The 25,711-nt window shown below is 41.6% G+C and carries 11 protein-coding genes; all 11 read left to right on the top strand.

Annotated elements, in window-relative coordinates; all coding sequences use genetic code 11:
* Window positions 1-11: 11 nt before the first annotated feature.
* A complete protein-coding gene (locus tag Q0Y65_RS06080) occupies window positions 12-5,555 on the top strand; it encodes an SDR family NAD(P)-dependent oxidoreductase (RefSeq protein ID WP_297958206.1) in 5,544 nt (1,847 codons plus the stop codon).
* Complete coding sequence (locus Q0Y65_RS06085; RefSeq protein WP_297958208.1) at window positions 5,548-9,711, top strand: beta-ketoacyl synthase N-terminal-like domain-containing protein; 4,164 nt, start codon at window positions 5,548-5,550, stop codon at window positions 9,709-9,711. The genes Q0Y65_RS06080 and Q0Y65_RS06085 overlap by 8 nt, the downstream gene beginning before the upstream one ends.
* Before the next feature lie 44 nt (window positions 9,712-9,755).
* Entirely contained in the window at window positions 9,756-11,819 is a 2,064-nt protein-coding gene (locus tag Q0Y65_RS06090) for a beta-ketoacyl synthase N-terminal-like domain-containing protein (RefSeq protein ID WP_297958209.1), read from the top strand.
* A 90-nt stretch (window positions 11,820-11,909) separates the two neighbouring features.
* Window positions 11,910-17,831 carry a non-ribosomal peptide synthetase gene (locus Q0Y65_RS06095; protein WP_297958211.1) on the top strand — a complete coding sequence of 1,974 codons (5,922 nt, stop codon included), beginning with the start codon at window positions 11,910-11,912 and terminating at the stop codon, window positions 17,829-17,831.
* Between the two features lie 165 nt (window positions 17,832-17,996).
* The gene (locus Q0Y65_RS06100; protein ID WP_297958213.1) at window positions 17,997-18,842 is read left to right on the top strand and encodes an ABC transporter ATP-binding protein; all 846 of its coding nucleotides are present in this window, start codon (window positions 17,997-17,999) and stop codon (window positions 18,840-18,842) included.
* Window positions 18,836-21,106 (top strand): ABC transporter permease, encoded by a 2,271-nt coding sequence (locus tag Q0Y65_RS06105; RefSeq protein WP_297958214.1) that lies wholly within the window; start codon window positions 18,836-18,838, stop codon window positions 21,104-21,106. Before Q0Y65_RS06100 ends, Q0Y65_RS06105 begins: the two co-directional genes overlap by 7 nt.
* Window positions 21,107-21,184: 78 nt before the next feature.
* Entirely contained in the window at window positions 21,185-21,817 is a 633-nt protein-coding gene (locus Q0Y65_RS06110; protein ID WP_297958216.1) for an MBL fold metallo-hydrolase, read from the top strand.
* A gap of 41 nt (window positions 21,818-21,858) precedes the next feature.
* On the top strand, window positions 21,859-22,707 hold the full coding sequence (locus Q0Y65_RS06115; protein WP_297958218.1) for a 3-hydroxyacyl-CoA dehydrogenase family protein: 849 nt from the start codon (window positions 21,859-21,861) through the stop codon (window positions 22,705-22,707).
* 72 nt (window positions 22,708-22,779) lie between these two features.
* The gene (locus Q0Y65_RS06120) at window positions 22,780-23,808 is read left to right on the top strand and encodes an HAD family hydrolase (RefSeq protein WP_297958219.1); all 1,029 of its coding nucleotides are present in this window, start codon (window positions 22,780-22,782) and stop codon (window positions 23,806-23,808) included.
* A gap of 16 nt (window positions 23,809-23,824) precedes the next feature.
* Entirely contained in the window at window positions 23,825-24,958 is a 1,134-nt protein-coding gene (locus Q0Y65_RS06125) for an acyl-CoA dehydrogenase family protein (RefSeq protein WP_297958220.1), read from the top strand.
* Window positions 24,959-25,708: an electron transfer flavoprotein subunit beta/FixA family protein gene (locus Q0Y65_RS06130; protein WP_297958222.1), complete on the top strand. Its 750-nt coding sequence runs from the start codon at window positions 24,959-24,961 to the stop codon at window positions 25,706-25,708.
* Window positions 25,709-25,711 lie beyond the last annotated feature (3 nt).

Genomic DNA, 25,711 nt, shown 5'->3' on the forward strand with positions numbered 1-25,711 from the left:
GGATATACAATATGTCTATTAGTATTCATGGGGAAAGCCATGCTTTCGAGAAGAGAAAGCGAGAGATATATTTAAAGGTCAGCAGAGGCGAAATAACCCCTCAGAATGCTGTTGAATTATTAAAAAATATCTCAGATAACAACAGAATAGATACGAAGGCGTCAAATTCTTCTTATCCGGTCAATGATATTGCTGTTATAGGCATATCTTCGTTACTTCCCGATGCGGAAAATGTTGATGAGCTCTGGGACAATCTTGTAAATGGAAAAGATTGCATCTCGGATGTCCCTCTTGAACGTTGGGGAGCAGAATACGAAGATATCAAGGATGACAGCTGTTCATCTGCTTGCGATAAGATGGGTGTGGTTGAACACATCGACAAATTTGACGCCTCTTTTTTTAACATACTTCCTCTGGATGCGTTAAATATGGATCCTCAGGAAAGAGTATTCATGCAGGAAGCGTGGCACGCACTGGAAGATGCAGGCTATGCAAATGACAGGCTCGATAAAAGAAACTGCGGTATTTTTGTAGGTGCCATGGGCGGAGATTATAAGATACAGACAAGAATGGGAGGATTGGGAAATTCATTTATTTCCGCAAGGCTTGCCTATAATCTTGATCTTAACGGACCCAATATGACCATAGATACTGCTTGTTCTTCTTCACTGGTAGCTATCCATCAGGCGTGTCAGAGTCTCAGAAATGATGAATGTACTGTTGCTATAGCAGGAGGAGTGAATGTTATCTCAACTCCCGATACCCATTATATCTCCAATAAAATGGGTATGCTTTCAAACAGCGGCAGATGCAGGACCTTTGACAATGATGCCGACGGATTCGTTCCCGCTGAAGGTGCGGCGGTTGTAATCCTGAAGAAGCTGGATAAAGCTATAGAGGATAAAGATAATATCTATGCAGTCATAAAGGGCTCGGCGGTAAATTATGACGGTGCTACAAATGGAATTACCGCTCCGGGCAGTCCTTCTCAGACCGCGCTGGAAAAGGAGGTATATGAGAGATACGATATAGATCCTTCTGAATTCTCATATATCGAATGTCACGGAACGGGCACAAAGCTTGGCGATCCGATAGAAATATCAGCGATGAAAAACGCCTTTGCAGGATATACAGATAAAAAGCAGTTTTGCTATATCGGAGCATTGAAGTCGAATATAGGACATACTCTTGCAGCCTCGGGAGCTGCGGGCGTGGTTAAGCTCATGCTTTGCCTCAAGCATAAAATGCTTGTTCCGTCAATAAATCTTAACAAGGAAAATGAGCATTTCGATCTGAGCAGGACTCCTTTCAAGGTGGTCAGGGAAGCTGTCAGCTGGGACAGCAAGGCTCCTCGCAGATGCGCTATCAATTCGTTCGGCCTCAGCGGTATAAACTGTCACATGGTTTTTGAGGAATATACGTCTCCTGCGGCTGAATATAAGTGTGGCCGGAAAGAGCTTCCTTTCGTTTTCTCTGCAAAAAAGGACAAGGTTTTAAAAGAACTCCTATTGAATATGAAGGACTTTCTTGAGAGAAACGACAATTCAGAGCTTGATGCTATATCATATACTCTTCTCAATTACAGAAAAAGTTATTCAAAGAGACTTGCGATCATTGCAGGCAGCAAGGAAGAACTGTGTGAAAAGATCGGCTCTCTTATAAAGCTCGGTGATACCAGAGAAATGTCAGAAGCAGGCCGATTGGACAGCTGTGAAAGCGATACATTAAAAAAGATCGTTACGGATTATATCGTAAACGGTAGCGTTTCTGACAAACTGATAAAGGAATTCTACGGGGAAGGATGTTCTCCTGTAAGTTTACCTGTTTATCCTTTTGAAAAGAGAAGATACTGGCTGGATAAAACCGACTGTAAAAAGAGCGCTTATCCGTATGACCGTATACATATCAGTTCATGTGATGATAATTCGCTTTTGCTGATAAAGGATATCAGCAAAGATGATCCGTATATAAGAGATCACAGAGTAAACGGCCATTTTGTAATGCCTGCTGCTGAATATGCTGAATTATTTGCAGGACTGGCAGAGGAACTGCTCGGCTCCGAGAGGATTACTGTTGAGGATTTTTACTGGATCAATATGCTCACTGCTGATGAGGACAGAAGCATAAAAATAAAGATCAGCAAGGAAAATGACGGCCTTTTATTTAAGGCTCTCTCCGATGATGTGGACGAAACGCTTTATACAAAAGCTCTGATAAGCAGAGCTGATTCGGAAGCTGCCGCCTATCCCGATCTTTCGGCTGTCAGACAGAGATTACATAATAAGGCGGAGTGTGATGAGATATATGATTATTATTCTTCGGTTAATATTGAATACGGCCGATCATTCCGTGGACTTAAAAATGTTGTATGCAATGAGAGCGAAGCTATCGGTTCTTTTGAGGTAACATCTTCAGATGACGTACTGATAAGTCATTCTGTTTTTGACAGTGCTTTACAGACAATTGGAGCAATGGCCTGTGCTCATGGCGGAAAAAGCGGAGATATTTATGTGCCTTATGGTATAAAGAGGATAGAACTGTATGACAGATTGCCCAAAAAAGGACAGGCATATGTCCGTGTGACAAGTAAGAACAGGTTCGATGTATATATTTACGATGAAAATGAAAAACTCTGTGCATATATCAAAAAATTCTCCACCAAAAACATGGCATCGGGAGCAGAACCGGATATAGCATATCTCGTAAAAAAATGGAAAGAAATCGATCTTGATAAATACAGGAATGATGACAAGAACTATAACGGTACCGTCATCATATGCACGGAGGATATGAAGGACTTCGCTGATGAGATCGCCGGATACAGGGAAAATTGCCGTATAGTTTTCAATGATAAAGAATGCTTCGGCAAGCTTGGAGCTCTTGATGATGTCGAGGAGATATTCTTCATGACCGGAACAGAGGCTGAAGACAGTGAAGTGGATCGTCTGTCTGTGCTTGAAGAATCTGACGAAAAGGGCGTCATATCAGTATACAGACTTTTCGGTATCCTTGGCGGTAAAGCGAACAGAAAAGTTAAGCTCAATATCGTTACTGCAAATCAGTCAGCATTATCAGACAATGATCATGTATTTCCTTATTATTCGTCTGTATACGGTTTTCTTGGCTCTGCCAAAAAAGAGTATCTCGACTACGGGATAAGTGTTCTTGATGCAGATCTGATTTCAGCTGACCGCAGCAGTCATATAAAGGAGCTTGCGGAAAAAGTTTATTCGGATATGCGTTTTGATTCCTATTCGCGCATCGTGGCTGAAAGAGACAACCGATTTTATACATACGAGCTTGAAAGCTGTGAAAAGACTGAAAGCGAAGATGTTTTTATTAAGAATGGAACATACGTCATAGCAGGAGGTCTTGGAGGAGTCGGCTCCGAGACAGCAAAGCAGCTTGCTGAAAAGTATCAGGCGAATCTGATACTTATCGGAAGAAGTGAGCTTAATGACGAAAAAAGGAGCATTCTTTCCAAAATAGAGGAATACGGCGGAAAAGTCGAATATATAACCGCCGATGTTACCGATAATGAAAGAATGGAAGCGGTCATTTCTGATGTGACCGGAAGATACGGAAGGATAGATGGCGCTGTTTTCTCTGCATTTGTACTCAGAGATCATATGATCGAGAATATGACTGAGGAGGAACTGAAAGATGTCATCAGAGTAAAGGCTCGAGGCACTACTTCATTCATACAGCTGATGATAAAGGCCGGAGCTGGTTTTGTTATAACATATTCATCTATACAGACATATGCTCTTACTGAAGGCCAGAGCAACTATGCTGCTGCAAGTCTTTTCCAGGATTATGTATCCGAGTATTTCAACAGATGCGGAAATACGGTCGTTAAGCATATCAACTGGGGATACTTCGGCTCATTCGGTAAAGTCTCGGGTGCTGAATATAAAGAATCTATAATGGGTAAGGGTCTTTATTCCATAGATTCAGAAGATATACTTCCTGCTCTGAGATATCTTATGGTGTCCGATGACGACCAGCTTGTCGGTATTAAGGCCGACAGCAGTGTTATGGACATATTTATAAAAGCGGAAGATATAAAGGTAAATAATCAATTTACTGATAATGACAAATCAGATGTTTCGTCTCTCGGAAGCTATGATGATGTTGAGAACAGAGTCATTGCCTGTACGGTAAAAGAGCTTTTTATGCAGGAAGAAGATATAGATATTGAAGAGGAATTTGCCGAGATGGGAATTGATTCCATTTCAGGCGTTAAGTATATCAATGCTATAAATAAGGAATTCAATGTCAATCTGAAAACAACTGTGCTCTTTGAAACAGGAAATATAAGAAAACTTTCGGAATATCTGCTTGAAAACTACTCAGTTATAGAGAATGATAAGTGCAAAGATAATGCCGGTGGGTCAGCTCTGGATAATGTTATTGATGAGGAGTCTGAATTCAAGGCTGTTGTATTGAGAAAGAGCGGAGATATAAGTGATATCGAGATCTGCAATATAACTCCCAAAACACCGGAGCGTGGTGAGGTCCAGATTATTGTCAAAGCATTTTCGTTGAATTTCGGTGATCTTCTGTGCGTTCAGGGACTTTATCCCACTATGCCGGATTATCCTTTTATTCCGGGATTTGAGTTTTCGGGCGTTATTGTTAAGATTGGTCCCGGAGTTACAGGATATAACATAGGTGACGAGGTAATAGGCCTTACTGACAATAGAATGGGTGCGCAGAGCGGTATCATTACTGTAACAGCCAATGCGCTGACCCACAAGCCGGGAAATGTCAGCTTTGAAGAAGCCTGTGCTTTCCCTGTTGTGTTTATGACAGTGCATCATATCTTTGAAAGTATAAAGATTAGGGAAAACGAGAAGATACTGATACAGAGCGCGGCAGGCGGTACGGGTCTCATAGCTGTTCAATACGCACTTGCAAAGGGACTCGACGTGTATGCTACCGCAGGTTCTCAGGCCAAGCTGGAATATCTTGCAGGTATGGGGGTAAAGCACCTTATCAACTATTCGACTCATGATTTCAAGCAGGAAATACTCAGAATGACAGATAATAAAGGAGTCGATATAGTGATAAATACTCTCTCGGGTGACGCTATACAAAAGGGTATGGATATACTTGCACCGGGAGGACGCTATGTCGAACTTGCAATGACTGGCCTGAAGAATTCAGCCAAGCTGGATCTGTCTAAGTTCACACACAATCAGATGTTTGTGAGCATTGACCTCAGACGAATAATGCTGTCGGACGCTGATATTGTTAGCAAATACCTGAAACAGGTCAATGAGACTCTTGCAGAGGGCAGGATACGTCCTACAGTTGGCAAGCAGTTCGATTTCAGCGATGTCATTAAGGCATATGAATTTATCAGCCACAGGGAGAATATCGGTAAGATAGTAGTCAGAAACACTATAAGCGACAGCAGAATAAATGAGATCGCGGACATTGAACGCAAGCGTGAAAAAGACGGTATAAGCAGGATTGTTACGATGCTTTCTGAAGGAAGTATCTCACTTGATCAGGCAGAGAAGTTTATGGAGGAAAGAAATTATGAATGATATTTCTTTTCAGAGAAAAGAGATACTAAAAAAGGTAAAGGCTAAAACGATCTCTACGGAATGCGCAGTGGCTGAGCTTGAGAAACTCAATTCTCTCTCAGGCATTGCTGAAGCTCAATTATCCGCTGCTGACAAGAAAGCGGATAAAACAATGCCAATTAAAAGTTTTGACGGAGTGATCGATAAGATCGCTGTTATCGGAATGTCATGCAGATTTGCAGACGCCGATAATGTGGGCGAATTCTGGGATAATCTCTGTAAAGGCAAAAATTCTGTAAAAAGAATTGAGAGATGGGGAAAAGAAAAGAATTATTGCGGTTCAGTAATTGGTGATATCGACTCATTTGATCACGATTTCTTTGGTTTCAGCCATAAGGAAGCTTGCCTTACAGACAATCAGCAGAGGATATTTCTCGAAGAAGCATATCATGCCCTTGAAGATGCAGGATATTCGGATGCTATGCTCAGCGGATCCGATTGCGGTGTCTTTTTAGGATGCAGACGCGGTGATTACTTCAACCTGATAGATGAAACGGTAGAAGAGCAGGAAGATATCAGTATCTTTTCAGGAAATGACGAAGCTATCCTTCCTGGCCGCATATCATATTTCCTTAACATGAACGGTCCTTCTGTTTCAGTGAATACGACCTGTACATCAGCGCTGACAGCAATTCATCTTGCGGCTGAGAGCCTGACATTGAGCGAGTGTGACATGGCTCTCGCAGGTGGTATACTGGTCATGAATACAGAAAGCCTCATAAGCTCTCTTACAGGCGTTGGAATGTCTGCTGAGGAAGGCAAATGCTGCCCATTTGATGAGGATGCCAAGGGAAGTTTTTTCGGAGACGGAGTAGGCCTTGTAGTGCTCAAAAAGCTGGATAAGGCTATAGAGGATAATGACAGGATATATGCTGTCATATCTGCTTCCGGTATAAACTATGACGGCAGGACCAACGGGCTGACTGCTCCGAGTGTCAATGCACAAAAACGTCTTCAGAAGCAGGTCTATAACAGATATAAGGTCAACCCTGGTGATATTTCCTATGTTGAAGCTCATGGTTCAGGTACAGTTATGGGAGATGCTCTTGAAGTGCAGGGACTTACATCAGTTTTCAGGGAGCATACTGAAAAGCGTCAATACTGCCCTATCGGATCGGTAAAGGGAAACATTGGAAACACAATTAATTCAGCAGGGGCTGCCAGCTTTATAAAAACTGTTCTGTGCCTGAAAAACAAGGAGCTTGTTCCCTCGATCAACTGTGATAATGTCAATAAGCTCATTGAGCTGGAAAAGACTCCCTTTTTCATTTCAAAGGAGCACGGGAACTGGAATGTTGCTGATGGCAAAAAGAGGATCGCTGCTATCAATGCATATGCATACAGCGGTTCAAACGTACATATGGTGCTGGAAGAATGGGAGCCTCAGTATAAATCACCTAATAACGAAAACAGAGTAAATGTATTTGTTTTCTCCGCAAAATCAAAAGAAGCTTTAAAGAACTACCTGGAAGAGTTCTGCACTTTCCTGGACGGGAACAAGAACGTATCCCTTGATGATATATCATATACACTTGCGGTAAGAAAAAGTCATTATAAGTACAGATGTGCTTTTATCGCTTCATCTGCGGAAGAGCTGATATCTGCTATCAGGTCGTATTCATCGGCTGATGTCAGTAAAACGGACTCTTTCGGAGGAAGCTTCTGTAATGTAAGAAAGAAGAAGAATTCAGCCTTTTCTGTATCCATGATTGCTTTAGAAAAGAATGCAAGAACTGAGCAGCTGAAGAAGATATCGGATGAATATGTAAAAGAATATATTACTGATTTCAGCAGGTTCTATGACAGCAGTGAGTACCATATTGCAGATCTTCCGCTGTATTGCTTTAAGAAGATCCGATGCAGCGTTGATACTGTCAGTGATGAACTCAACTGTGTGGAAAAGGGGAGTGAACTCAGCCCGTTACCGATAGCAGAGTTTTCCGATGCTTCAAAGCAAAGGATATACAAGTATCTGTCTTCTGTTGTTGCGGAGATCATCGAGGTGGATGAGAGTGAGCTGGATCCTGATCTGAACATAAGCGATTACGGCTTTGAATCAATGCATATCTATAAGCTCGTAGAGAGGATCAATACCGATCTTGATACCGATATTAAGCCTACTGCCATATATGAATTCTATAATCTGGAAGGGTTTGTGGAATATCTCATATCCGAATATCCGGAGCAGATCAGGAAGTTTACAGGTGAGCAAGGCGAAGGCTCAAAAAGTGTGAGCAGTCTTTCTGATTTGAACGAAAAAAGGAATGCCGTAAAGAAGCTCAGTATAAGCGATTATGACGATGATGAGGTCGCTATTGTCGGTATAAGCGGTGTAATGCCTCAGTGTGATGACCTTGATGAGTTCTGGAACAGGCTTTCAAATAATGAGAGCATGATAACCGAAATCCCTGCTGACAGATGGGACTGGAAGGAATTTTACGGAGATCCGTATACGGAGATAAATAAGACGAAATCCAAATGGGGCGGATTTATGAAGAATATCAGGAGCTTTGATGCCAATTTCTTCAACATCTCGCCCAGAGAGGCCGAGTATCTTGATCCTCAGCATCGTATGGTTATGGAGGACGTATGGAAGGCAATAGAGGATTCCGGACATAAGGCCTCTGAGTTTTCAGGTACAGATACGGGAGTATTCACTGCTATTTCTTCAATGGACTATTCATATCTGATAGGCGACAAGCAGAAGGATGTTCAGGCACAGACTACTACCGGAAATGCTCATATAATGCTTCCTAACAGGATATCGTATTTCCTTAACACGCACGGTGTAAGCGAGATCGTAGATACAGCCTGTTCAAGCTCGCTGACTGCTGTATATCATGCTGTTAACGCTATTCAGAGACATGAATGCAGCTCGGCTATTGTAAGCGCAGTAAACATCATCATCAGTCCTGTGGCTTATCTTTCATTCTCCAAGTCGGGAATGCTGTCAGTGGACGGAAAGGCTCGTACTTTTGATAAAAAGGCAGCCGGATATGTCAGAGGAGAAGGTGTTGGCACGGTCATACTCAAGCCTCTTTCAAAGGCTGTTGAAGACGGCGATCATATTTACGGCGTTATAAAGAATATATGCGTTAATCACGGAGGAAGAGCAAGCTCGCTTACAGCTCCGAATCCAAGAGCTCAGGCTGATCTTATCAGAAGGGCATGGAGCAGGAGTAACATAGATTTTGAAAATGTTTCATATATAGAAGCTCATGGTACTGCTACTCCCCTGGGTGATCCGATCGAGATAAACGGACTAAAAAAAGCATTTGCTCAGATGTACAGTGATGCAGGGAAGGAAATGCCGGAGACAAAGCAGTGTGGAATAGGCGCTGTCAAGACTAATATCGGACATCTTGAATCAGCTGCTGGAATGGCAGGCTTGTTTAAGGTGCTGCTTTCCATGAAGCATGGGATGATACCTGCAAACATCAGCTTTGAGGAGCTTAACAGCAATATTGATCTGGACGGTACACCCTTTTATCTTATAAATGAAAATGTTTCATGGGAGCCTGTTGATAAGGACGGTAACAGGATTAAGCGTATCGCGGGTATCAGTTCATTCGGCTTTGGCGGCTCAAATGCACATATGGTAGTTGAAGAATATGTAGACGATACTGATGCCCCTGCTGAAGAAGCGGCCGAGCAGCTCATTGTCTTGTCAGCTAAAAATGCAGACAGACTCAGGGAAAGAGCGGAGGATCTCCGCGAATATATAAGAAGTTCTGCCAATAAGGACAGGTTATCCGATATTGCGTTCACTCTCGTATCGGGACGTGAGGATATGCAGGAGAGGCTGGCGTTTACAGCAGTCTCCTCAGAACAGATCATTGAGCGTCTTGAGGATTATCTAACGGGCAGCAAGAATGAAAGTATCCATACAGGAAATGTTAATAAAGCAAAAATGGATTTGAAGGATATCACAACCGGAAAAGTTGGAGAGGAATTGACGAGGATACTTATCAAAGAGCGCGAGCTGGATAAAATAGCGAATCTTTGGGTAAACGGAGTAAAGCTTGATCTTAGAGGCCTGTTCGGCGAACAAAGTACATACAGAAGACTGGCTTTACCTGTATACAGATTTGCAAAGGATGAATTCTGGATCAGGTGATCCCGAATGGCAATACTAAGTCCAAAACTATGAGAGGTGGATCTATGAGTACGACAGATATCGCAGTGATAGGCGAAGCATACAGATTTAGCGGAATAAGCACGGCAAATGAGCTGTTTGATGCATTATGCGGCAGAAAGGTTCTTAAAACAAGGATCAAGGCTCCGAATGTATTCGATCAGAGTCCTGCATATGTTCCGTATAGATCAATGCTGGGTGATATAAAACTATTTGATGCAGAAGCATTTGGAATAGACAGTGAAGGTGCAGCAATACTGGATCCTCAGATAAGGATCATGCTTGAATGTGCGTGGGAGTGTCTTGAAAGTGCAGGCTGGTCTGCTTCAGGGGATGTTCAGAGAAATATCAGTGTGTTTACAACTGCTTCATTGAGCAGTTATTTATTGAACAATTTGCTGAATAATGCCGAGGCTTTAGGCAGGCACAGCCATATTGAGCTTCTGGATCGGAATGACAGAAATGTTATTTCGTCAATGATCTCAAAGATATTCGGACTGCGCGGTGAGAGTATGTCTGTACTTAACGGCAGCACAAGCTTTCTGCAATGTGTCTGCCTTGCCTGTGATTCAATAATCAGCGGTAAATGCAGCGCTGCAATGGTCGGCGGAGCATCCGTATGCGTACCGCAGGAAGCAGGATATGTGTATCACGAGGGCGGTCCTCTCTCGAGAACAGGAAAGAACAATGTGTTCGGAAATGATTGCGACGGTCTTGTACCTGCTTCTGGCGCGGGAATGTTTCTGTTGAAGCGGCTTGATGACGCTTTGGAAAATAATGATAATGTATTAGCTGTGATAAAAGGCTATTCCTGCGGATATGCATCAGACAGAGAAGACAGGAAAAAACTTATACATGATGCATACAGAGCAGCAGATGTTTCTCCAGCAGATATATCCTACGCCGAGATAACAGGTACAGGAATTATGGCGAGGGATCTTGAGGAGATTAAATGTTTATCCGAAGTGCTCACTGAGGAAGGTGCAGCAGGATCATCGTGCTGTCTCGGTTCAGTAAGTGCCAATACGGGATATGCAGGTGAGGCTTCGGGTATAGCTGCTATGGGCAAGCTTGTCCTTATGCTGAGAAACCGCATTCTTTTCCCACAGGCAGAATACACGGTTCCTTTTGACGGATTTCCATATGACGGAGCTTTTTACATTAACGATATGGCTGAAACTGTCGAAAATGATACAGGCTGTATGTGCTTAAATCAAGTGAGCGAATATGGAAATAACATACATATTATTTTTACGGAAGCCCCTCCGATTGATACGAAAGCAGAAGTTCAGGATAACGCATATGTTCTTCTTTCAGCTGATTCACAGGATTCATTAATGGCTTTAAGGGAGCAGTATATCCGGGCTATAGATCTTGATCCCGGACTTAACGTGGCGGATATTGCGTATACAACTCAGGTATCACGCTCACAATACAGATACAGGACTTGTATAAAAGCGGGTGACATTAAAGAATTACGTTCCGGTCTTCAGAATATCGAGGTAAAAGAGTTTTCTGAGTGTACATATTATCAGCCGGATGAAAATACAGATATTGAAAAACTAATTGAAAAGTGGAATGAAGGATACAACATTAATTGGAGCGCCTATTATAAGAACAGAAAGCACGGCAGGAATATAAGACTGCCGTTATATCAGTTCGACAGAAAGCTGTTCTGGTATGAGGCTGCTGAGTCCGGATCTGCACCTGTTAAACTGTTTGAAAACAGTACAGAGACCGGCAGCATACCTGCTGATAGTGTTCAAAATACAGGAAAGACATTATATGAAAGACCTGATCTGTTTACAGAATATGTTGCTCCGGAAAGTGAGATAGAGCAGGAACTCTGCGCAATTTGGAGCGATCATCTGGGTATCAGAAATGTCGGAGTTAACGATAACTTCATGGAGCTGGGCGGTAATTCTATCATTGGCACACAGATCCTTAACCGTATACAGCAGAAATACCCCATTGATATACAGATAAGCACATTTATAAAAATGCCTACTGTCGCACAGCAGGCTGAGTTTATCGATGAAGAGCTCGAAAAGATAATAAACGGTATGGACTCGGATTTTTCGTTTATGTAAAGATATCAGAATCATGTGATATATGATGATAATTAATGATAGCACAGCTCTAAATGAATATATTATTAAAAACAGGAGGAAATGCAAAATATGGATCTGATGGAAAAAAAGAAGCAGCTTTTAAGCCAGTACAGAAGCGGTAAAATGGCTGTATTACAAGAAAATAAGGTTTTAAAGCACAGATCTGAAAATGAAATGGTCCCATTGACATTTCAGCAGAACAGGATGTGGTTCATAAATAAGCTGATCCCCGGATGTATAGCTTATAATATACCCATGGCGATAAAGATAGTCGGAAAACTTGATATTGATGCTTTTGAAAAGGCGATAAATGTTCTTGTTGAGAGGTATGATATTCTCAGAACAGTTTTCAAGGATTATGATACCTATACTGTACAGGTAGTTATTCCCAAATTACACGTCAGTGTCGGTTATGAAGCACTTGACGATATGAGCGAAGCTGACCGCAGGGAATACATAAATGAGAAAATGCGCCGGGAAAGTCTTCGTCCCTTCGATCTTGAGAATGGCCCTCTTATAAGAGTTAATGTGTGGAAAGAGAATGACAATGAGAACAGGGCACTTATAAGCGTTCATCATATCATTGCCGATACATGGACAATATCCATGTACCTTACCGAATTATGCAGGATATACGATATGATCGTGAACAACAGGCCTGTTGCTCTCGAGACTCCTGAATTCCAGTATGCTGATTTTGCCTGCTGGCAGAACAAGTACTTTACAGGAGAGGTACTCAGGAAGCAGATGGAGTTCTGGAGCGAACAGCTGAAGGATGCTCCAACAGTTATTGAGCTTCCTACCGATCATCAGAGAATGGCCATTGAGAATTTCCAGGGCGGACTTGAGAAGTTTACCATCCCTGACGAGCTTATGAAAAAGATCAATGATCTTACGGCAAGATATGATGTTACACTGTATATGTTTCTTATGAGCGTATTCCAGCTGATGATGTACAGGTATACAAACCAGAAGGACATTCTTGTCGGGACGCCTATCGCAAACAGGACAAAGAGAGAGTTTGAGAAAATAGCCGGATTCTTCTCGAATACAGTTGTTATCCGCGGTAAGCTTAGTGAGGATATGAGGTTTACTGATTTTATGTATGCTTTGAAGGAAAACATCCTCAACGCATTTGAAAATCAGGAAATGCCATTCGAGAAGATAGTTGACGAGCTCAAGCTGGAGCGTGATATGAGCGTCAATCCGCTTTTCCAGGTCATGTTCGTTCTCCAGAACACACCATTTCCCGAGGTAAAAGCCGGAGATATAACACTTGAGCCTATTGATTTTCACAACGGAACGTGTAAATTTGATCTGTGGCTCTCGATAATCGACTGTAATTCCGTAATGGAATGTGTAATGGAATATAATAGCACTATCTTTGAACGTTCTACGATATTGAGGATGATAAAGAACTATCTTAAATTACTTGAAGAGATAGTAGCTGATCCCGAACAGAAAGTTACAGATTATGAGATAATAAACGATAGTGAAAAGCAGCTTATAATGCATGACTGGAATGATACACAGCATGATTTCGGACGTTCTCCTTATCTGCACAAGCTGATAGAGGAAGCCGTGCAGAAGTATGGGGATAAAACAGCGGTACGCTTTGAGGGAAAAACGCTGACTTATGCTGAATTGAACAAACGGGCAAATCAGCTTGCAAGATACATCAGATCCAAGGTAAGCGGTACCGAAAACCTTATAGGAGTATGCCTGGAGCGGTCGCTTGAAATGGTGATTGCCCTGACTGCTATAATCAAATCGGGCAATGCATATGTATCACTTGATCCAACACTTCCCGAGGATCGTCTGTTATACATGATAGATGATTCGGATTTTGCATTTATGGTAACAGTAGATAAGCACCGCAGTATGCTTGGTATTGACGACAGCAGATGTATCTCTCTTGACAGCGGATTAGCTGCCGTAGAAACCATGCCGGGGGAGGATATCGAAGATGTAGTACTTACTCCCGAAAGTCCTGCTTATATGATCTATACATCAGGTTCTACAGGCAAGCCCAAGGGCTCGGTAAATACTCACAAGGCAATTACTAACCGTATTCTCTGGATGAAGGAATACCTTGGCGTTACCAGTGAGGACAGGATACTTCAGAAAACTCCGTACAGCTTTGACGTTTCGGTATGGGAGTTCTTCCTTCCGCTTATTACGGGTGCTGAACTTATTGAGGCCAAGCCCGAGGGCCATAAGGACAACATCTATCTTATGGATCTTATAGAGAGAGAAAAGGTAACGATAATGCATTTTGTTCCTTCTATGCTCCGCGTTTTCCTTGAGAGCCTTGACAGGAACAAGTGCAGAAGTCTTGAGAAGGTGATATGCAGCGGTGAGGCGCTTCCCTTTGAGCTCCAGCAGAGATTTTACAGGCTATTTGATAAAGCTGAGCTTCATAATTTCTATGGTCCTACAGAAGCGGCGGTAGACGTGACTTACTGGCATTGTCCCCGCGATTGTAGCAATGAAATTGTTCCCATTGGCAAGCCGATATCAAACTGCAGGCTATACATACTTGATAACAATATGAATCCCGTACCTATAGGTGTTCACGGAGAGCTCTATATAGGCGGTATCTGTCTCAGCAAGGGCTATCATAATCGTGAGGAGCTCACAAAGGAAAAATTTGTTCCCGATATATTTGGCAAGCAGGGCGATCTGCTTTACAGGACTGGAGATATAGTTAAATACCTTCCCGACGGAAACATCGCTTTTATCGGAAGATGTGACAATCAGGTCAAGATCAAGGGCTTCAGAATTGAGCTTGGCGAGATTGAGAAGTGTATAGCAGCTCATGAGGATGTTCAGGACGCTGTTGTTGTTGTAAAGGATATAAGAATTAATCAGAGCCATCTTGAAGGTTCGGCGTCGATCGGTCAGAGACTGGTGGCATATATCAAGCCAAGAACAGAAGAGCTTTCACAGAGTAATGAAGCTCTGGACGAGTCACAGGTCGATCAGTGGAAAAATGTATTTGATATGGCTTATGAAAAGGAGCAGTCGGATAACCCCCTTTACAATTTCATAAGCTGGAACAGCAGCTATACCAATGAGCCGTTCCCGCTTGAAAATATGATCGAATGGGCAGATGAAACGGTCAGCACCATAAAAAGCGTAAAGCATGACAGGATACTTGAGATAGGATGCGGAACAGGCCTGCTTTTCTTCCGTCTGGCGGATGACTGCTCGGAATATGTCGGCACAGACATATCTCAGAATTCTCTTGATTATATCCGAAGATGTGCTGAGGGAAGAAAAGACGGAATATGTGATTTTGAACTTCATAAATGTTCTGCTGATGATATTTCTGCTTTTGAAAACAAGAAATTTGATATGATCGTTATCAATTCGGTTGTCCAGTATTTCCCGAGCGTTCATTATCTGTATGATGTTATCAACAAGCTTTCTGGCTTGCTGAGCGAAAACGGTCATATTTTCATCGGTGATGTAAGAAATAATGAATTGCTGTCGGATTTCCACCATTCTGTAGAGCTGTTCAAAATGCATTCATCTACTCCGGTGATTGTATATAAGGAAAGAGTACAGAGAATTATCGAGAAGGAAGAGGAACTCAATATAAGCCCGGCATTTTTCAGATACGCTGCCGATAGTATAGAAGGGCTTAAAAATGCTGTAGTGCTGCTGAAAAGAGGCTCATATCTGAATGAGATGTCAAAGTTCAGGTATGATGTGATTCTCTCAAACACAGAACCTACAAAAAAGCCTTTAGTCAGGGATATCAGTTCATTCAGCCTTCCATTGGAGATGATAAGGGAAGAACTCGATAATTGTGAAGAGGATATTCTTATTGTAAAGGGAATTTTCAACAGCAGGATCGATGATGATGTGCTCATATCCGAATTAGCTGAAGGAATGGATGATAACGTTCCGATAAGCGTATTGAAGCAGGAGATCAGCATAAGCAGCAAGAATTCCATTGACCCTAATATCCTCATAAAGGTTGCGAAGGATAAGGATATGAAATGCATCTGTCTCATATCGGAAAACGACAGAAAGTGTTATGACGCATTGTTTATGGGCAGTGAACACAATCTTGATGAGGTGATCACGGCAGGTAATTCAACCGTGAACGATATCCGTACCTGTGCAAATGCTCCTGAGGAGTCTAACAGAGTAAGACAGCTGGTACCGCAGATAACTAAACTGCTCAAATCTCAGCTTCCGGAGTATATGATACCCTCATTTTTTGTGGTCGTATCAGAGTTCCCTGTAAACTCGAACGGAAAGCTCGATCAAAGTAAGCTTCCTGATCCTTCTACCATCAAGCTGCTTGACGATGACAGCTATGTAGCTCCTTCGACTCCTATCGAGAAAAAGATCGCTCAGGTATGGGCTGAGATACTTGGCATCGAAAAAGTTGGCATCAGGAACAATTTCTTTGAAATGGGCGGCGATTCAATTCTGTGTATCAGATCTGTTTCAAGAATAAATAATGCAGGTATAAAGATTACTCCAAGTGATGTGTTCCAGAACCCCACCATAGAGGAACTTGCAAAGATAGCTGTGATTTCCGATGGAAATGAAGACGAGGATATAATCGCCGAGCCATGGTCTATGGTGACGCCTGAAGAGAAGGAAAAGATCACTGCTTATTTTGAGGATGAGATCGAGGACGCATATCCTCTGAGTCCGTTCCAGATGTATATGTACAAAAAAGTCACGAATGAGCCTGAGTATGGCGAATTCGTAATGCAGAAGGTAATGACTCATTCCGAAGCACTTGATATCGATGAATTCAATAAGGCTTTCCAGTATGTAGCGTCAAAGACTCCAATAATGAGGACATCATTCTGGTGTCCCGAGCCGGGAAAGGTATTACAGGTAGTTCACAGATCAACAAATCTTCCGTTCAGATATATTGATCTGACAGAAGTTCGTCCCGAAGATCAGCATATTCATGTTAAGGAATATCTGCTTGAGGATGAGAGAAGGGGACTTGAGCTCGACAGACCGTGTCCTTTCAGACTCTGTGTGGTAGAGTATGTAAAAGGGCAGTATATGCTTATTATGACCAATAGCTACCTCTGTATAGACGGCTGGTCACTGAGAACGATAATGGAAGAGGTATTTATGGTATACAATTCTGTATCCGGCGGAGCAGAAATGGTCTCTTACCCTGAACATCGTTCATACAGAGATTTCATACGCTGGGTAAATTCTCAGGATATGGACGCTGCAGAGAAATTCTGGACGGGATATATGTCAGGATACAAAAAGTTTGAGATCATAAAGGAATATAAGCACGGACAGACTTATGACGGGGAAGGATATCTCAGATACAGTACATTCATCGACGGTATGCTGAAGAATGCTATAGAGATGTTTGCGAAGAAAAACGGCCTGACTCCGAATATTGTTTTCCAGGCTGCATATTCGCTGCTGCTTGCACTGTATTCTGGCAAAAAGGAGATCTGCTACGGAAACCTTGTAAGCGGAAGACCTGCACAGCTAAAGGGTGTTGAATCCATAGTCGGCACCAATCTTAATATAATACCGTTAAGAGTGAATATTCCAGATGATGTCAAGCTTGTATCATGGTGCAAGGAGATAATGAACAACCAGAGCAGCACGAGAAAGTTTGAGAATATCCCTATATCAGATATAGCGCAGTGGTCGGGATATAAATGCGATGAGAGGATATTTGACTGCTATATAATCTATCAGAATGTAGTAACTCTTTCTGAGGCGGAAAAGCAGGTATCAAGGGAAAGCGTGTTCTCTGATGAGTGCTGCCTCAGACTTGGATATCCGCTCAGATTCGATATTTTCCCCACAAGTGACCAGGTTGCTCTTATGACAACATATAAGCAGAAGTTCCTGAATAAGGATGATGTCAGAAAAATGCATTCTGATCTCCAGGTTATTCTTGAATATCTTATAAATGTTCCGAATGAATTCCTTAAATCAATATACTCTGATCTTAAAAATGAACTTGACATAAAATGAAGCAATAGATAAAGCAAACGATCATATAATATGTTTTATGGAAACTGCAGTGCTTTCAGCAGGCTGCGGTTCTCCATAAAAATTATAAACCACGGACGATGCTGTGAAGTATTCTGAGCTCACGGGAGCCGTATAACAGCAGCATATTCAATTAAGGAGGAAAAAATGGCATCATATTATTACACACCGAACCCGATGAATTATCCTGACAGGAATCAGATAGGTCGTCATGACAGTACAGAACAGAATTATAATCAGAGACAGTCAGGCGGTAAGCCTTTCATTTACATCAGAAATATCGAAAAGACTTATTTTACGGGCGATCTTCCATATCTTGCCTTAAAAGATATCTCCTTGACTATAGATGACGGAAAGATAACTGTTATTCTCGGTCCTTCAGGCTCAGGAAAATCCACATTGATGAACATTCTTGGCGGTATTGACTACTGTGATAACGGAGTTATCAATGTTGACAGCGAAGACATCAGCATGATGAATTCCACACAGCTCACCAACTACAGAATGAAAAAAGTCGGCTTTGTGTTTCAGTTCTATAATCTTATCCCTAACTTGACAGTATATGAGAATGTTGAGGTGGCCGCAAATCTTACGGGTAATCCCAATGAGAACAAAATACTCAAGAGAAGAAGAAATTTCCGTGAAATAATGAACGCACTTGAGGCTGTAGATATGTGGCAGATGAAAGATCGTTTTCCCAAGGAGCTCAGCGGCGGTCAGCAGCAGCGTGTTTCTATTGCGAGAGCTATAGTGAAGAAGCCGAGAATGCTGTTGTGTGATGAACCGACCGGAGCGCTTGATGTTGAAATGTCGATCCAGGTCATGAAGGTGCTCAAAAGACTTAATGAGCAGCAGAGAACCAATGTCATCATTATCACGCATAACCCCGTTATCGCTGAAATGGCTCATAAGGTCATAACCATCAAAAACGGTATGATCGCCGAGGAACGTATCAACGAGAACCCTAAGAGTGTGGAGATGATAGAATGGTAAGAAATATCCCTCATTTTATACCGGTTCTTCATCGTAAAGTGTTAAGAACTATTTTTGATAATAAACTTGTATATATCGGCGTAGTTATCCTTGTATTGCTTGGTTCGATGCTTTACACTTCATTTAATGTTTCAGCGAGCAATCTCGATAAGGAGATAAAGAAATTCAGATCAAGATGCTGTCAGGAGGATGCTAATTTCACCTTGCAGGAACCTCTCAGCGAAAAAAAGATTAGCGCTCTTGAATCAAAATATGATGTCGTTATCGAAAAAAGAAGGATTGCGAATTATGAAAAAGACGGAGACACAGTAAGGGTACTTGAAGCTACTGATAAAATCAATAAGTATGAGGTGATTTCGGGAGAGGATATCTCAAAATCAGGAGAGATACTGGTTGATAAGCTTTATGCCGATGCTCATAAGCTTTCGGCAGGTGACGAGATAACTCTGTATTCAAAGAAATTCAAGGTCAAAGGCTTTATGGCTGAACCTGATTATCTGTTCATGCTCAAGACCGACAGTGATATGGTAGTCAATCACAAGACCTTCGGCATCGCAATAATGTCCAAGGAAGATATTGCAAAGATAAAAGACGGTTATGATTACTATATGCTTAGAAGGAATGACGATACTGATGAAGATGTGCTTGATGAGATAAAAGCTGATCTTAATTCGGATAATATCGTCCTTGATTACCGCCTTGCAGAGGATAATGTCAGGATTACCACCATTGACGGTGATATTACCACATTTATTCAGTGCTCCGGACTGGTGCCGACAGTTATCCTTATCATATGCTGCCTCCTTGTAGCGGTATTCCTGTGGAGGATAATCAGGACTGAATATACGATGATCGGTACGCTGTTTGCAATAGGTTACAATAAGCGCAAGATAGTCGGTGAATACCTTGCATTTCCTATATGTATCTCTCTTCTGGGCGGTCTGATAGGCACCATACTTGGTATACCGTTCTCAAAGACTGTCATCGGCATGGTATTTGAGAATAAATACAGTATGCCGGGCGTACTCAGTAAGGTCGATCCAAAGTATCTGCTGATCAGTCTCATCCTTCCGTATATATTTATGATCCCTGTGACGCTGTTTGTAATTCTTTCCGCATTGAAGATGACGCCTGTCAATCTTATGAGGAATGTGTCAAAGGAGAAAAAAATAGGTATATTGGAGAAGCTGCTGAAGTTCAAGAATATGAGCTTTGATCTGAAGTTCACGCTAAGGGAAGTCCTGCGTAATATTAAGCGCTGTATGATCGTTTTTGTAAGCATATTATTTGCTTCTCTGCTGCTTCTTTTCGGCTTTACTGCCAATGATTCGGTAAACTATATGTATGAGAGTATGAAGGGGACATATGTCAATCAGTACAATTATTACTTCAACTCTATACAGGTCGATCAGCCTGAAAAGGGCGAGAGACAGAACTTTTCAAAATTCGCTGTTGAAGATGATTACGGCAAAGAAGTGACTATTACTATTTTTGGTATCGATGAAAAAGCAAAACTTGTCAAGTTCAAGGATAAGGGAGGTAAGAGGATCAAGCTCAATCGCACGGTCATATCGAGCGGTATAGCTGAAAAGCTTAACATAAAAGAAGGCGATCTCATTTATGCAGAAAACAAGCTTACAGGTAAAGAAATAGAGGTCACGATTGATAAGATAGCAGAAGACTATAACTATTACATATATATGCCAATTGACCAGTTCAATGAGCTTAACGAATATCCCGAGGGAAGCTATATAAGTCTTATATCCAATGACAAGCTAAATATCGAAAAGGAAAAAATACTCAATGTTCTTGATGCGGACGATCAGCAAAAGGGCTATAAAGAGTATACCAAGACATTCAAGTCGTTGATAAATATTGTAAGTGTTATCGCTTTCATAATTGGTGTTGTGGTCATAAATATCATTATCACAATATCTGTTGAAGAGAACAAGAACAATATCTCGATGATGAAAGTTCTCGGATATCATAATAAAAAGATCATTTCCCTGATGATAAGATATAATATCTTTATTGTTATCGCAGCATATCTGCTGTCAGTTCCTATAATAAAGTATCTTATCAAGAAGCTGTTTGATATCTTGGGAGAAAGTATGAATGCTGTTATACCTGTAAAGCTTTATTCGCGCAATGTACTGTTAGGCTTTATTATAATACTGTTGACATATGAGGTATCAAAGTTTATCAGTGTTCGCAGAGTATTCAAAATATCGATGGTGGACAGTCTGAAATCCAAGAATGAATAAGAATATTGGACGATAGTGAGAAATATGAAACTTGTATATTATTCAAAATCCAGAGTATATATGATACGGTCATCCTATATGGGAATGATCAATTATTCGTATATCATAATAGATGATTCGACAGGAAAGGTGGGAATCATAGACCCTTCATGGAATACATCCGATCTTGAACTTTTTCTGTTGAATACGGATTATGAGCTTGATGCGGTGCTGCTGACTCATTCCCATGTGGATCATGTCTGCGGCGTGGACAGGCTTGTTGCGGAATACGATGCAAGCGTTTATATTTCTTCCGAAGAGGCTGAATACTATGATTTCAGCTGCAAAGGTCAAAGAGTTTTCTGTGATAATGAAGTAATTATTCTCGGTAACCTTGAAGTAAACTGCATGGTAACCCCCGGGCATACAAAAGGAAGTACCTGCTATCTTGTAGACGGTGCGCTTTTTACCGGTGACACATTATTCATAGAGGGGTGCGGCCTATGTTTCGGAGACGGTGCGGATCCGTGCGAGATGTTCAGAAGCGTCCAGCGACTCAAAGAGCTTGATGACGGTGTAAAGGTCTTTCCTGCACATTCATACGGAAGCAGTTTCGGCAAGACTATCAGAGAGCTTTATAAAAGCAATATTTATTTTTCAATTGAAAGAATGGACCAGTTCGTTGCTTTCAGGCAAAGGGCAAATCAGAGCAATATATTTGATTTTAAGTGATGCAGCAGTATTATGTTGTGAAATGATCAAGGAGGAGAAAAATGGAAGTAAAGAAAGTAGGTATAATCGGAGCCGGCGTAATGGGAATGGGCATAGCTCAGAAAATGATATGCTATGATAAAGAAGTCGTACTTGTGGATAACGATGCTTCTGTAGTAAGCAACGTAAAAAACAGGATCCAAAGGAATATGATGATCGCAAGGATCACTAATAAGGATAATACAGATATAGGTAATGCCATGAGTCTGTTAAGCGTGACGGATGATTATTCTGCATTGAGCGTATGCGATCATATTATCGAAAATATCCCCGAAGATGAAAATATGAAATATGAGGTATACAGGAAGCTGCGCGATATAGTATCCGAAACCTGTATCTGTATGGCCAATACCTCCTGTATATCCATAACCAAGATAGCAAAGTGGCTTGATAATTCTGAAAAAGTTATCGGTGTACATTTCATGAATCCTGTACCGCTTCAGAAGTTTGCAGAGGTCATAAAGGGGAATTTTACATCTGATGATACGATAGAAAAAGTGAAAAGCTTTTTGAAGGAGATCGAGATCGACTGCACTGTAATTAATGACAGTGTCGGATTCGTTTCAAACAGATTGTCCCATTTATTTATGAACGAGGCTATAAACCTTGTTATGGAAGGAGTTGCAACCCCCGAGCAGATAGATCAGATATTTACCGAGGGTTTTCATCACAGTATGGGACCGCTCCATACTGCCGATCTCATCGGACTTGATACCGTAATGTACTCGCTTAACGTGCTTTACCAGAATTATCAAGATCCTAAGTACAGATGTTCACCTCTCCTCAGAAAAATGGTGGACAGCGGCCTTCTTGGAAGGAAAAGCGGTAAAGGTTTTTTTGAGTATTATTGATACTACTGACAGATGAAATTGCGGAGTACATGATTATATCATTTTTAGTATATTTGCAAAAGGAGAGCATAAATGGGAAAGATAAAATGTGTTGTATGGGATCTTGACAATACTGTCTGGGACGGAGCCCTGACAGAGGGGGATGTCACATTAAAGCCGAATATAGTTGATATCATCAAGGAATTGGACAGAAGAGGAATCCTTCAGTCTGTATGCAGCAAGAATGATGCAGGTTATACTATGGAAAAGCTGAAGGAGTTCGGCATAGACGAGTATTTCCTATACCCTCAGATAAACTGGAATCCTAAGTCAGAGAATATCAGAACTATCTGCAAGTCATTTAATTTCGGCATAGATGCGATCGCCTTTGTTGACGATCAGCAGTTTGAGATTGATGAAGTAAGCTTCAATATCCCCGAAGTTCTTTGTATAAATGCCGAAAAAGCGGATGCTATCCCTGATATGGATGAATTTATTCCCTTGTATATCACCGAGGATTCAAAGAACAGACGTCATCTTTACATGAACGATATAGTCAGAAATGATGAAGAATCAAGGTTTGAAGGCACTTCCGAGGAATTTCTGAGCACTTTGGGAATGCGATTTATAATAAGACGAGCGCAGAAGGAAGACCTTAAACGAGTTGAAGAACTTACTGTAAGGACACATCAGCTCAATTCGACAGGTACTGTCTATTCCTTTGATGAGCTTAATGAAATGATCGGCTCTGACAAGTATGAGGTTATTGTTGTTCAGCTTATCGATAAGTATGGTGATTACGGAAAAATAGGAGTATCGGTTATTGAAAAGGAAGATGACAAATGGCATCTGAAAATGCTCCTTATGTCCTGCCGTGTTATGTCAAAGGGCGTAGGCTCTGTTCTTCTGAAGTATATTGTGAATTCTGCAATTGATTCAAATGTAAAGCTTTATGCAGATTTTATTTCAACTGACCGTAACAGGATCATGTACGTTACATACAAGTTCACAGGGTTCAGGGAGATATCGAAGAACGGTGATGTGATACAACTTGTTTCGGAAGCCGAGAAGCCTTTTAAGTATCCCGATTATATCAATGTTGATGCCAATATAGATTTTTGATTTTTGGAGGAGCATTATGAACACAAATGAAGAAATGCAGCTTATAGAGGCAGTCAGGGAATTTGCTGAGAATAATCTTAACGATCCCGAGTATCTTGAAAAGTTCTCGCCTGAAATGTGGAAAAAGATCGCAGATTTCGGACTGCTTGGTATAACTGTTGATGAAAAGTACGGCGGACTCGGTGAAAGCTATCATACCGCAGCGGCGGTTTTTGAGAATCTTGGATACAGCTGTAAGAACAACGGGTTCGTTTTTGTAGTGAACAATCATATCTGGGTATCCCAGAATCTGATATATCTTTACGGCTCTGAGAAGCTGAAGGATAAGTATCTTTGCGATATGACCGCTGGAAAAAGAATAGGAGCTATCTGCATAACAGAGGCAGAATCGGGATCCGATGCTCTGAGCATGGTTACAAAGGCTGAAAAGACCGATGATGGTTATATTCTCAATGGCAGCAAGGCGTTCATATCCAACGGACCAATCGCGGATATCTTCATCGTTTTTGCACGCACAGGAGAAGAGAATAACAAAAGCTTCACGGCTTTTGTAGTCGAAAAGGATTTTCCGGGCGTGAAGATAGGTGCGGATATTGAAAAAATGGGACTCGGCTCGTGTCCGACTTCGGAAATCGTATTTGATAACTGTATTATTCCAAAGGAAAACGTTCTGGGTAGATACAATTTTGGTTCGCTTATTATGACGATGGCTCTTGAATGGGAAAGGTGCTTCGAGTTTGTTCCTCATATCGGTGCGATGAGAAGAGTAATGGAAAGATGTATAGAGCATGTAAGATCAAGAAAGCAGTTCGGCAGGCCTATCGGTGATTATCAGGCTGTTTCCCATAAGATAGCCGATATGAAGGTGGGTATCGAGATGTCAAGAGCCATGCTTTACCGAATAGTTGATCTAAAGGATAATATGAAGACTGCATTTATCGATACCTCTATTTTCAAGCTCTATGTGAGTAAGGCATACATAAAGACCTGCCGTGACGCAATGCAGATCTTCGGTGGATATGGCTATACCAAGGAATATGACATCGAACGTGAGTTGCGTGATGCGCTGGCCTGCAGTATATATTCGGGAACAAATGAAATGCAGAAGAATACCATCTATAACTTCACAACAAACGGGGAGTCATTATAAATGATAAAAATAGTTGTTTGCCTTAAAATGGTGCCCGGAAAGCTTATCAATGCAGAAGCAGGCGGTCTTATTATAAATCCCTATGATCTTTTTGTGCTTGAGAAGCTTGCTGAGCTCAAGAAAAGCTCGGATATCAGCGTGATCGGTATTTGCATGGGCGGAGAGAGCGCAAGAGACGGACTGATAAGGAGCAAAGCTCTGGTTTGTGATGACATATACTGGCTGAACGATATTAAATTTGCGCAGGCCGATACCATTGCGACCACAAAAACTCTCACTGCGGCAATAAAAAAGTATATTCCCGATGCAGACGCGGTAATATGCGGCGGACACGCTATAGACGGAGAAACAGGTCAGGTGCCTGCGGAGTTGTCTGAAAAGCTTGGCATCACTTATTTTTCGTCCGTAGCAGATATTGAAAGTTTCGGCAATGATTCAGCTGTTATAGTGAGACGGGATGAAAGACAGGAAATGACTGTCAGATGCAGGTATCCTTTCCTGCTAAGTGTGGACAGCTTTCTTACATATGCATCAAATCTGAACGTCATTGCACTTAAAAGAGCGCAGAAATGGGAATATAAAATCATCAGTGCGGAAGAACTGGGGATAGCCTCAACGGATTGCGGAGCATCCGGTTCAAAGACAAAGGTGATAAACTCCGTAAACATCATTTATAAAAAAGAAAGTATTGAGATCGGCGGCAGCATTAAAGAAAAAGCAGATCATGTAAAAAAGCTTTTACAGCAGTAATTG

The organism is uncultured Ruminococcus sp. (assembly GCF_947301925.1).
Classification (GTDB): domain Bacteria; phylum Bacillota; class Clostridia; order Oscillospirales; family Ruminococcaceae; genus Ruminococcus.

Excerpts from the sequence above, each read along its gene's own strand:
- Q0Y65_RS06080 (WP_297958206.1), top strand. The coding sequence starts at position 12 with ATGTCTATTAGTATTCATGGGGAAAGCCATGCTTTCGAGAAGAGAAAG.
- Q0Y65_RS06085 (WP_297958208.1), top strand. The coding sequence starts at position 5,548 with ATGAATGATATTTCTTTTCAGAGAAAAGAGATACTAAAAAAGGTAAAG.
- Q0Y65_RS06090 (WP_297958209.1), top strand. The coding sequence starts at position 9,756 with ATGAGTACGACAGATATCGCAGTGATAGGCGAAGCATACAGATTTAGC.
- Q0Y65_RS06095 (WP_297958211.1), top strand. The coding sequence starts at position 11,910 with ATGGATCTGATGGAAAAAAAGAAGCAGCTTTTAAGCCAGTACAGAAGC.
- Q0Y65_RS06100 (WP_297958213.1), top strand. The coding sequence starts at position 17,997 with ATGGCATCATATTATTACACACCGAACCCGATGAATTATCCTGACAGG.
- Q0Y65_RS06105 (WP_297958214.1), top strand. The coding sequence starts at position 18,836 with ATGGTAAGAAATATCCCTCATTTTATACCGGTTCTTCATCGTAAAGTG.
- Q0Y65_RS06110 (WP_297958216.1), top strand. The coding sequence starts at position 21,185 with ATGGGAATGATCAATTATTCGTATATCATAATAGATGATTCGACAGGA.
- Q0Y65_RS06115 (WP_297958218.1), top strand. The coding sequence starts at position 21,859 with ATGGAAGTAAAGAAAGTAGGTATAATCGGAGCCGGCGTAATGGGAATG.
- Q0Y65_RS06120 (WP_297958219.1), top strand. The coding sequence starts at position 22,780 with ATGGGAAAGATAAAATGTGTTGTATGGGATCTTGACAATACTGTCTGG.
- Q0Y65_RS06125 (WP_297958220.1), top strand. The coding sequence starts at position 23,825 with ATGAACACAAATGAAGAAATGCAGCTTATAGAGGCAGTCAGGGAATTT.
- Q0Y65_RS06130 (WP_297958222.1), top strand. The coding sequence starts at position 24,959 with ATGATAAAAATAGTTGTTTGCCTTAAAATGGTGCCCGGAAAGCTTATC.